Source organism: Streptomyces sp. a15, from assembly GCF_059026085.1.
The window spans coordinates 26,448-36,806 of the sequence record NZ_JBWLKM010000078.1 but is presented as its reverse complement, the minus strand read 5'-3'; the positions used below and the strand labels follow the sequence as shown (position 1 = coordinate 36,806).

Annotated in this window: 9 protein-coding genes and 1 pseudogene; 5 read left to right on the top strand and 5 right to left on the bottom strand. The window is 71.4% G+C overall.

Going from position 1 to position 10,359, the window contains the following annotated elements; translation table 11 throughout:
• Positions 1–71: 71 nt before the first annotated feature.
• Positions 72–1,826: an RICIN domain-containing protein gene (locus AC5P09_RS41975; protein WP_493878958.1), complete on the bottom strand. Its 1,755-nt coding sequence runs from the start codon at positions 1,824–1,826 to the stop codon at positions 72–74.
• Positions 1,827–2,288: 462 nt separating this feature from the next.
• On the opposite strand from AC5P09_RS41975, the pseudogene AC5P09_RS41970 reads away from it, so the two are divergent.
• Positions 2,289–2,436: pseudogene (locus AC5P09_RS41970) on the top strand (UTP--glucose-1-phosphate uridylyltransferase); the annotation flags it as partial.
• Positions 2,437–2,591: 155 nt separating this feature from the next.
• Here AC5P09_RS41970 and AC5P09_RS41965 read toward each other — a convergent pair.
• Positions 2,592–3,029, bottom strand: coding sequence for a DUF4442 domain-containing protein (locus AC5P09_RS41965; RefSeq protein ID WP_307679970.1), 438 nt, complete (start codon positions 3,027–3,029; stop codon positions 2,592–2,594).
• An 85-nt stretch (positions 3,030–3,114) separates the two neighbouring features.
• Here AC5P09_RS41965 and AC5P09_RS41960 point away from each other — a divergent pair, with 85 nt between their 5' ends.
• Together AC5P09_RS41960 and AC5P09_RS41955 are read left to right on the top strand one after the other, a co-directional pair.
• Complete coding sequence (locus AC5P09_RS41960; RefSeq protein ID WP_493878957.1) at positions 3,115–4,089, top strand: DUF8017 domain-containing protein; 975 nt, start codon at positions 3,115–3,117, stop codon at positions 4,087–4,089.
• Between the two features lie 66 nt (positions 4,090–4,155).
• Positions 4,156–5,148: a DUF8017 domain-containing protein gene (locus AC5P09_RS41955; protein ID WP_493878956.1), complete on the top strand. Its 993-nt coding sequence runs from the start codon at positions 4,156–4,158 to the stop codon at positions 5,146–5,148.
• Between the two features lie 77 nt (positions 5,149–5,225).
• Here AC5P09_RS41955 and AC5P09_RS41950 read toward each other — a convergent pair whose 3' ends face one another.
• Both AC5P09_RS41950 and tuf read right to left on the bottom strand, forming a co-directional pair.
• On the bottom strand, positions 5,226–6,071 hold the full coding sequence (locus tag AC5P09_RS41950) for a spermidine synthase (protein WP_493878955.1): 846 nt from the start codon (positions 6,069–6,071) through the stop codon (positions 5,226–5,228).
• Positions 6,072–6,196: 125 nt separating this feature from the next.
• The gene (tuf, locus tag AC5P09_RS41945; RefSeq protein WP_493878954.1) at positions 6,197–7,366 is read right to left on the bottom strand and encodes an elongation factor Tu; all 1,170 of its coding nucleotides are present in this window, start codon (positions 7,364–7,366) and stop codon (positions 6,197–6,199) included.
• A 354-nt stretch (positions 7,367–7,720) separates the two neighbouring features.
• Between tuf and AC5P09_RS41940 the strand changes: the two genes are divergently transcribed.
• Positions 7,721–8,512, top strand: a complete 792-nt coding sequence (locus tag AC5P09_RS41940) for a TVP38/TMEM64 family protein (RefSeq protein ID WP_493878953.1) — start codon at positions 7,721–7,723, stop codon at positions 8,510–8,512.
• A 37-nt stretch (positions 8,513–8,549) separates the two neighbouring features.
• Here the strand turns inward: AC5P09_RS41940 and AC5P09_RS41935 are convergent, their stop codons facing one another.
• Entirely contained in the window at positions 8,550–9,719 is a 1,170-nt protein-coding gene (locus tag AC5P09_RS41935) for a thiolase family protein (RefSeq protein ID WP_493878952.1), read from the bottom strand.
• A gap of 106 nt (positions 9,720–9,825) precedes the next feature.
• Between AC5P09_RS41935 and AC5P09_RS41930 the strand changes: the two genes are divergently transcribed.
• Positions 9,826–10,296 (top strand): winged helix-turn-helix transcriptional regulator, encoded by a 471-nt coding sequence (locus tag AC5P09_RS41930; RefSeq protein ID WP_493878951.1) that lies wholly within the window; start codon positions 9,826–9,828, stop codon positions 10,294–10,296.
• Positions 10,297–10,359 lie beyond the last annotated feature (63 nt).

The following is a 10,359-nucleotide window of genomic DNA, read 5'->3' as shown; positions in this document are numbered from 1 at the left end:
GCCTTCCGTCCGGCACACCGAGAGCACGCACCGGACACCGCGGGCACCGCACAGGACTTTCGAAACACCCCCTAGCCGAGGGCCGTGCCGAGGTTCGTGGTGACGGTCTCGGCGACCGACCCCGCCGAGTCCAGCACGGCGCCCGGAAGGGTCTGCACCTCCTCGGCGGGCGCCACCGGCTCGGGGTCGCTGCCGGTGGTGTCGGTGGTGTCGGTGGTGTCGGCGTCGACCTGGGCCATGCGCTTCTCGAACTGCGGCGGCGGCACCACCGGGTCGCCCTGCGGAGCCTCGGGATCCTTGCGCGGCGAATTGGCGTCGGGCGACGGCGAGGTGGCCGGCGGTGCATCGGGGGTCCCGGGACCGCCGTCCCGCGTCCCGCCCCGCGGCTCCGCGCCATCCGTGGCGCCGCTCGCCGGTTCCAGCACCCACCGCTGCTTCGCCGACCCGTCCCGGTCGGCGACGACCACGGTGTTCCCGGGGCCGGGCGCGACGAGCAGGCCCCCACCCCTGCGCAGCAGCAGTTCACCGCGGACGGTGAGGTCGTAGCGGACCTCACCGGCGTGCACCACGCAGTCGGCCAGGACGACCGAGCCCTCGTCGGCGTCGGCGTCGAGGCAGCGGGTGGCATCGACGGCGCTGCGCAGCAGACCGTCGCCCTGGTACGACCACTGCTGGGACGCGGCCGCCGAGCAGGCCGTCAGCAGGGTCCCGGCGCCGTCCTCGGAGCCGCCGCCGCGCACGTCGAGGCACAGATCGGCGGCGAGGTTGCGGAGCCTGCCGTGTGCGACCTCGGCGCGGCTCCCCACGGAGGCGGCGGACGGCGCCTCGCCCACGGTGCCCGGGGAGACGGAGTGGCCGCTGGGCGCACCCCAGGTGGCGCGGGGTCCGGGGACACCGCCCTCGTCGGACCAGCCCTCGGCGACGAGCACGGAGGCGAGCAGGGCGAGGGACGCCAGACCGGCACCCACGAGCAACGCCTTGGTGTGCCTGCGCGGCGCGGCGAAGGCGCCGGCCGGAGCGGGGCGGTGCCGGCCGGCGGGCCTCGGCCGTACGGCGAGCCGCGCGCCGGACGCGGCCTGGACGTTCCCCCGGCCGGGCCGCGAGTCGAGGTAGCGGTGAGCGCCCCAGCCGAGGACGGTCTCGGCGAGCAGCTCCTCCAGTCCGCCCTCGAAATGGCTGAGCTGCTCGGCCGCGTGCCGGCAGTACCGGCACCCGGCCAGATGCTGTTGCACATCGGGCAACAGTCCTCCGCCCCGGCGAATGGGAACATCGAGGAGACGGTTGTAGAAACGGCATTCCGTGGTCGGCGCGAGTTCCCGGTGGGCCCGTACGCAGCCCGCCCGGAATTGCTCCCGCGCCTGCTCCAGACCGGCCCTGGCCCGGGCCGGGTCCACCCCCAGCAGTCCGGCCGGTACGGATATGGGCTCGGCCTCGACCTCGGTGTGCCACAGCAGGCATTGGGAGGCTCCCGGAAGAGCCTGGAATGCGCGCTCGGCGAGCTGTCGCCTTTCCGGGGTTGCCGACCTCGCGGCGCGCAGTCCGCGCCCGCCGGTCGGTTTGCGGACTTCCGGCAGTACGGCGGAAATGCCGTCGTCCGCGGCCCACTCCTTCACGGTTTCCCGTACCGCGCTGAGGAGTTGGGGCCGTACGGCACCGCCGCCCGCCCGTCCCAGCACCCGGTGGAACGCCGCGGCGGCCGCCATCGACGCCGAACCCGCCGACGACACCAGGCAGATGCCCGCGTAGTCGTAGGTCGCCCGCCAGTGCCGGGCCATCAACAGCGCGACGGCATGGGCGTCCGTTCCGGCCGCTTCGAGCCGGGCCATGAGATCGCGGTCGGATTCCCCGCCGTTCGATCCGGGCCGGGGCGGGTACGGGGGGCGTGGGGGGTACGGGGATTGCACTGGACCATTTCCTTCCAAGCCGCAGGACGGCATGCGAAATGCGCGTCTGTAGGAAAGCAGGGGCCTGATTGGTGCGTACCTATGCCGCGTCAGGTGCGGGGCGATTATGAGCGGGCGTTATGAGCGGTCGGTCACGGGGCCGCTCACTTTCGCACAAACGACTCACAGGAAACAAGAAGTTCGAGTGACCAGAGTTCAAAATGCAGTAACTTCAGAAAAGTTACCGGCGGTATCCGCACCCGCATTCGAAAAAACGCCGGAGCCGGTCCGTCAAGTTGTGTGCAGCGGCGGCCGATTGGCACACCAAATCTTCAAGTTCCCGTCCCGCCCCGATGCGCCGGCATGAGCCGGATGATCATCCCCACGTTCGCCGTCCTGCTCGGCGAGGACGACGTCGTCCACGTCACCGGCCTGGTCGAGAAGCCGTCACCGCGGGACGCCCCCAGCGCCTGCGCGGTCATCGGCCGCCACGTCCTCGACCCCGCCGTCTTCGACACCCTGGAGCGCACCCCGCCCGAGCGCGGCGGGCCGACCTCGGGCCCGAATTCGCGGCCTGGCTCAAGGAGTTCGTCGCGGGTCTGGGGGGCGCCGAGGCGCCGAGGCGCGAGCGGTTCGCGGCCTGATCGCGAGCAGAGGGTGCCGCTCGGGCCGTACACCCTGAGCGGCACCCTTCCCGCGAGCCGAGGCTCAGCCGTTGGGCCGGAGCGTCCAGGTCACGGTCATCTCCGTGGTGACCGCTCCGTCCGCGCGCTGGATGGCGACGGTCACCGGGAACTCCGGGCGCTTGCCCTCGTCGAGTTCGGCGACGACCTCGGCGGCGGGGCGGCCGAGCGTGGCGGTGGCCGTGACCGGCCCCAGGGCGATCTTCTTGAACGCGATCTCGGCGGTGACCGGAAGCGGCACGGCACGCGAGAGCTGGTCCCCGAAGGCGGCCAGGACGATCGCACCGCTGGCCGACTCCCCCAGCGTGAACATCGCGCCGGCGTGCGGCCCGCCGACGTGGTTGCGGTACTCGCTCTGGTCCGGGAGGGCCAGGACGGCCTTCTCCGGAGTGGTCTCCAGGTACTCCAGGTTCAGCGTGCGAACCATCGGAACCGTGGCGGCGAGCAATTCGCCGATGGACATCTGATCTGCGCTCATGCCGACATGTTACCCACGAGTAGCCTCGCGGGGCCAGAGCCGCGGAATGATCGCCGTATCCTTACGGCCCATGTGGCCAGGAGAGCAGCCGCCGGGGGGCGGGCAGAACCCGCAGCAGCACCCGGCTGAGGGAAACCCGTATCAGCAGCCCGGATACCAGCAGCCCGGATACCAGCAGCCCGGGTACCAGCAGCCGAACGCTTACGGCGGGCAGCAGCAGCCGTGGGACGCCCCCACCGTGACCGCCGCACCGCAGGGCGGCGGGCGCCGTACCAAGATGGTCGCGATCGCCGTGGCCGCGACCGTGGTCGTGGCCTGCGCAGTGACCGGGGCCGTACTGCTCGGCGGCGGCACGGACGAGAAGGCCGGTCCCGGCCCGACGACGTCATCGGCCTCGGCATCCCCCTCCACCGCGGACAACCCCCGCGCCACCGACGCCATGAAGCCCACCGTGGCCGGCTGGAAGGTCGTGGTGAACCCGGACCTGGGTGTCGCCTTCGACGTACCGGCCGACTGGGCGCTGCAGTCGACGAGTTGGGTCTCGTGGGTCTCGAAGGACGACGACCCGGAGGACAAGCCCCTCGTCGCCATGAAGGCCCCCGCGGTCCTCAGGGAGAAGTGGTGCGGCTCGGACGACGACAAGGACGGCCAGACGGACTACTCGCCGCTGGCCAGCGTGGGCACCAGGGGCAACAAGGGGGCCAAGAACACCGAGGACATCGCCCGCACCGACTCCTCGACCTGGGTCTACGGCGCATACACCCAGCCGAACCGGAAGAAGGTCACGACCGGTCCGGTCACATCCTTCACCACCGCCTCCGGCCTCACCGGCAGCGTCGCCACGTCGACATCCTCCGGAGTCGCCAAGAAGGACAAGTGCGACACCGACGGCAAGGCGACGACCTTCGCCTTCAAGGACTCCGACGGAGACTTCGCGTCCTGGTCGCTTTTCGGCGTCGCGGGCGTCGGTGACGAGGTTCCGGACGCCACGGTGCGGGAGATCATGAAGACCGTACGGCTCTACACGTCCGACGCAGAGCGCTGATTTGCTACGCCCCTGACAAGGGGCAGTGACCGAATCGTGTCCCCGGCGGGGCTAGGGTGGCTGCCCATGTGGCCAGGAGAACAGCCGCCCGGGGGCGAGCAGAACCCGCAACAGCAGCACAACCCGTACCAGCAGCCGGGGTACCAGCAGCCGAATCCGTATCAGCAGCCCGGATTCCAGCAGCCCAACCCCTATGCGCAGCAGCCGCAGTGGGGTGCTCCGGCGCCGGCGGGCCCGCCCGGGCCGCCCGGTGGTGGCGGCAACCGGACGAAGGTCGTCGCGATCGTGGCGGCGCTGGCCGTCGTGGCGGCCGCCGGTGTGACCGGGTTCCTGGTCCTGGGCGGCGACAAGGACGAGGAGGCGGGCGGCGGCAAGGATGCGAAGCCGTCCGCGAGCCCGTCCACCGAGCCGAGCGCGTCGGCCTCCGAGGAGAATCCGCGGGGCGGTGACGCCGAGCAGGCGACCATCAAGGGCTGGAAGATCGTCGTCAACCCCAAGTGGGGCACGGCCTTCGACGTACCGGCCGACTGGGAGGTGCAGTCGCCGACGTCGGCCGTCGCCTTCGAGGAGGAGAACTCGGACGATCTCAAGCCGATCATCACGATGTCAGCGCCGGCGATCCTCAAGTCCAACTGGTGCGAGTCCGACGACGACAAGGACGGCCAGACCGACACCATGTCCCTGGCCGCGACCGGCACCAAGGGTGCCAACGGCGCCAAGGACACCGACGAGGTCGCGATCAACACCCCCGCCTGGTGGGTCTACGGCGGCTACACGCAGCCGGACAAGAAGAGCATCACGCTCGACAAGAAGGCCACGCCCTACACCACCACGTCCGGCATCCAGGGCAGTTATGCCTGGGCGTCCTCGAAGGACACGCCCGCGACGGGCAAGTGCGTGACCGACGGCAAGGCGATCACCTTCGGCTTCAAGAACTCGGACGGCGACTTCGTGTCGTGGAACTTCTACGGGGCCAAGGGCGTCAAGGAAGAGGTCTCCAAGGAGACCATCATGAAGATCCTCAGCACGGTACGGCTGCACGGGGATCCGACGGGCTGAGGACCGACGCTTCGTCCTGGCCCGGCCTGGGCCAGGACGAACAGGGCCGGAACTCCGGCCTGCTGACCGGCGGCGGGTCAGCCGATGCCGAACGCCCCCTCGGGGGGCACGGGTGACGGTACGGCGTCCGCGTCCCGCACCGCCCGCGCGCCGCCGATGAACTTCCGTAGGGCGGGCCCGTGTTCGACCCGGGCCGGGAAGGCGTCGGAGGCGGTGCGCCGGGTCAGGGCGGCCGTGTCGAGCGGGTGGTGCGCGGCGACGAGCACCGCGTTTCCGAAGCGGCGCCCGCGCAGCACGGCCGGCTCGGCGATCAGCACCAGCTCCTCGAACACCGTGGCGAACGTGGCCAGTTGGGAACTCAGGAAGGTGAAGGGCGAGGCGTCGGCGAGGTTGGCCAGGTAGACGCCGTCACCGCGCAGCACCCGCGCGGCCTCGCGGGCGTAGGCGACGGACGTCAGGTGCGCGGGCACCCTGGAGCCGCCGAAGACGTCGGCGACGAGGACGTCGGCGGAGTGCGCAGGGGCCGATTCCAGCCAGGCGCGGGCATCGGCGGCGTGCAGCGCGATCCCCGCACCCTCGTCCAGCGGCAGGTACTCGCCGACCAGCGCCAGCAGGGCGCGGTCCGCCTCGACGACGTCCTGCCGCGAGCCGGGCCGGGTCGCCGCCACGTACCGGGGCAGGGTGAGCGCACCCCCGCCGAGGTGCAGCACGTCCAGCGGACGCCCCGCCTCCGCGACGACGTCCAGAACATGCCCGAGCCGCCGCGCGTACTCGAACTCCAGATACTCCGGCTCGTCCAGATCGACGTACGACTGCGGCGCCCCGTCGACGGTCAGCAGCCAGGCCCGCTCCCGGTCGACGTCGGGCATCAGCTTGGCGACCCCGTGATCGACGTCGCGGGTGACGGGTATGAGCTCGTTCACCTTCTTATTGTGCCTGTGCCGCAGCCCGCCCCTCAGGGGCGCGGGGCTGTGACATCATGCGGCTCCGCCGCGTGGGCGCGACCAGCCACAACGGCCCCGCAGTCCCCCACGCACACCCGCCGCCCTCAGACGACGGCAGTCACGGTCCCCGCCCCGACGGTCCTGCCACCCTCGCGGATGGCGAATCCCAGCCCGGGCTCCAGCGGCACGTCACGTCCGAGCTCGACGGTCATCGTCACCGTCTCGCCGGGCCGCGCGACAGCGACCTCTCCCAGGTCCACGTCCCCGACCACATCCGCCGTCCGGATGTAGAACTGCGGTCGGTAACCGGTGGAGACCGGTGTCGTACGCCCGCCCTCTCGACCGGACAGCAGGTACACCCGCGCCGAGAACCGCCGCCCGGCCGGCACACTCCCGGGCGCGGCCACCACGTGTCCCCGCCGCACCGCGTCGCGCGGCACGCCGCGCAACAGCACCGCGACGTTGTCCCCGGCCTGGGCCTCTTCCATGGGCTTGCCGAACGTCTCCAAGCCGGTCACCACGCTCTCCACGCCCGCGCCGAGCACCTCTACCCGGTCACCCAGGCGGAGCGTGCCCCGCTCCACCGCACCCGTGACGACCGTCCCCCGCCCGGTGATGGTGAGCACGTTCTCCACCGGCATCAGGAACGGCGCGTCCAGATACCGCTCGGGCATCGGCACATACGTGTCCACCGCGTCGAGCAGCGCCTCGATCGAGGTCGTCCAGCGCGGGTCCCCCTCGAGCGCCCTCAGCCCCGAAACCCGTACGACGGGCACCGAGTCACCGCCGTAGCCGTGCGCGGTGAGCAGGTCGCGTACCTCGAGCTCGACCAGGTCGATGAGCTCCTCGTCGCCCGCGTCGGCCTTGTTGAGGGCGACGACGACGTGGTTCACGCCCACCTGCCGGGCCAGCAGCACGTGTTCGGCGGTCTGCGGCATGATCCCGTCGAGCGCGGAGACGACGAGGATCGCCCCGTCGAGCTGCGCGGCGCCGGTGACCATGTTCTTGACGTAGTCGGCGTGGCCCGGCATGTCCACGTGCGCGTAGTGCCGGGTGTCGGTCTCGTACTCGACGTGCGCGATGTTGATGGTGATGCCCCGCGCCGCCTCCTCCGGCGCCCGGTCGATGCGGTCGAACGGCACGAACGTGCCGGAGCCGCGCTCGGCGAGCACCTTGGTGATGGCGGCGGTCAGGGTGGTCTTGCCGTGGTCGACATGACCCATCGTGCCGATGTTCAGATGCGGTTTGGTGCGGACGTATGCCGTCTTGGACATGGCGATACCTCGAAGCCTCTTCGTCAGCAGATCTCTTCAGCGGATCTCTTCAGCGGATCTCTTCGCAGAGATGGGGACCCCGAGTACTCGCCGACCCTCCCCCTGCGGGGTCCGCCGGACGATCCGGAGAGGGTCAGCTTCGGGCGCCGTCGGCAGCGGCCGGGAAGAAGAAGAGGACGGCAGCCTTCGGCGCGTCCGCGACTGCGGATGCTGCGAGGAGGAAGGCGTACCGGAACATGACGCAGATCATTGCCGACGCTTTGCCCCACGTCGAATGGTTTTTGGGCGTGCCGACGGGCACAACGGACGGGATCCATACGGCGATCACACATGTCCGTCGGTTACCGTCACTGGATGCTCGATGCCACCACCCGCTCTGGGGGCACCGCCACGGCCACTCCCCGGGCCACCGCCACGGAGCTCGCCGTCGCCGTCCCCGTCACGGAGCTCGCCGTACCCGCTCCGGTGGGCCTCGCCGCGCGCTGCACGAGAGTGCTGTTCTCTCCGTGGTCGCGCCTGTCCCTGCTCATCGCCCTGCTGGCGGGCGCCGCGTCGGCCGTACTGCTCTTCGAACCGCAGCGACTGCTGGCGGACGGCTGGCCGCCGCAGCTCGGCGGAGCCGCGGCGGCGCTGGTGTTCGCGGTGGCCTACGGGCTGTGCACGGTGGCGTTCGTGCCCCGCCCGCTGCTGAACCTCGGGGCGGGCGCGCTCTTCGGCTCCCAGCTGGGTGTCGGCTCGGCGATCGCGGGCACGGTGCTCGGCGCCGGGCTCGCCTTCGGTCTCGGCCGGATCCTCGGCCAGGACGCCCTGCGCCCGCTGCTGCGCGGCCGGTGGCTCAAGGCCGCGGACGGGCAGCTCAGCCGGCACGGCTTCCGGTCGATGCTGGCGGCGCGGCTGTTCCCCGGGGTGCCGTTCTGGGCCGCGAACTACTGCGCCGCCGTCTCCCGCATGGGCTATGTCCCGTTCCTCGTGGCGACGGCGCTCGGTTCCATCCCGAACACCGCCGCGTACGTCGTCGCGGGCGCCCGCGCCTCCGCGCCGACCTCGCCGGCCTTCCTGATCGCGATGGCCTGCATCGCCCTGCCGGCGCTGGCGGGCGCGGTGGTGGCCTGGCGCAAGCGACACCACCTGCGCGGGGTCCGATAAGCCCTTGCTCCGGTGACGCTCTTGCTCAGGCAACCCGTTACACGGACTCCAGGATCATCGCGTTGGCCAGCCCGCCCGCCTCGCACATCGTCTGCAGGGCATAGCGGGCGCCGCGCTCACGCATCGCGTGCACGAGGGTGGTCGTCAGCCGGGTGCCGCTCGCGCCGAGCGGGTGCCCGAGGGCGATCGCGCCGCCGTGCACGTTGACCTTGGCGAGGTCGGCGCCGGTCTCCTGCCGCCAGGCGAGCACCACGCTCGAGAACGCCTCGTTGACCTCGAACAGGTCGATGGCGTCGAGGTTGAGGCCGGCCTTGCGCAGCACCTTCTCCGTCGCCGGGATGACGCCGGTGAGCATGAGGATCGGGTCGGAGCCGGTGACGGCGAAGCTGTGCAGCCGGGCGAGCGGACGCAGGCCGAGACGGGCCGCGGTCTCGCTGGACGTGATGAGTACCGCGGACGCCCCGTCGTTGATCGGGCTGGCGTTGCCCGCGGTGACGTTCCACTCGATCTGCGGGAAGCGCTCGGCGAAGGCCGGGTCGTGGTAGGCGGGCTTCAGGCCGGCCAGGATCTCGGTGCTGCTGCCCGGCCGTACGCACTCGTCGCGCGAGACGCCCTCGACGGGCGCGACCTCGGCGTCGAACAGGCCCGCGTCCCAGGCCGCGGCGGCCTTGTGGTGCGAGGAGACCGCGAAGGCGTCCATCTGCTCGCGCGTGATCGACCACTTGGCGGCGATCAGCTCGGCGCTGATGCCCTGCGGGACGAGGCCCTCCTGGTAGCGCTCGGCGACTCCGGGGCCGAAGGGGTCCTTGCCGTCCGGCACGTTCGACCACATCGGGACCCGGCTCATCGACTCGACACCGCAGGCGACGACGAGGTCGTACGCGCCGGAGATGACGCCCTGCGCGGCGAAGTGCACGGCCTGCTGGGAGGAGCCGCACTGACGGTCCACGGTGGTCGCCGGGACGGTCTCCGGGAAGCCCGCCGACAGGACGGCGTAGCGGGTGGTGTTCATGGCCTGCTCGCCGACCTGGTCGACGGTGCCGCCGATCACGTCGTCGATCAGCGCCGGGTCGACGCCGGAGCGCTCGACGAGGGTGCGCAGGGTGTGGGCGAGGAGTTCGACGGGGTGGACGTGCGCGAGGGCGCCGCCCGGCTTGCCCTTGCCTATGGGGGTGCGTACGGCTTCGACGATGACTGCGTCGCGCATGGTGCGGCCTCCACGTTGAGTACCGGCGACTACCGGCGAGTAGGAAATCCAAACTCACCATAGCTCGGTGAGTTGGAAATTCAAACCCTCCCCTAGACTGAACGCCATGGCCGCCACCAAGGACCCGCGCCCCTGCTCCATCGCCGACACCCTCGCAGTCGTCGGCGAGAAGTACTCCCTGCTGGTCCTGCGCGAGGTGTGCCTCGGCAACCGCCGCTTCGACCAGCTGGTGCGCAACATCGGCGCCCCCCGCGACATCCTCGCCACCCGGCTGCGCCGGCTCGTGGACGCCGGGATCCTGACGAAGAAGGCGTACAGCGAGCGGCCGCAGCGCTTCGAGTACCGGCCGACGCAGGCGGGACTCGAACTGGAGCCGGTCCTCATGACCCTGATGGCCTGGGGCGACCGCCATCTGCACCGGCGCGACGACCGCCCGATGGTGGTCGAACACTCCTGCGGCCACGAACTCGCCCCGGTCGTCACCTGCCGGGCCTGCGGCGACACGGTCCGCCACGAGGACCTGACGGCCCGCCCCCAGGCCGAGGGCTGGACAGTGGCCGGGCCGACCGCCGCCTAGCCCGGGTCGCCTCATCCAAACCCCTGTGCCGGGGCCGTCACTTCAGGGCGCTACGCTGCCCCT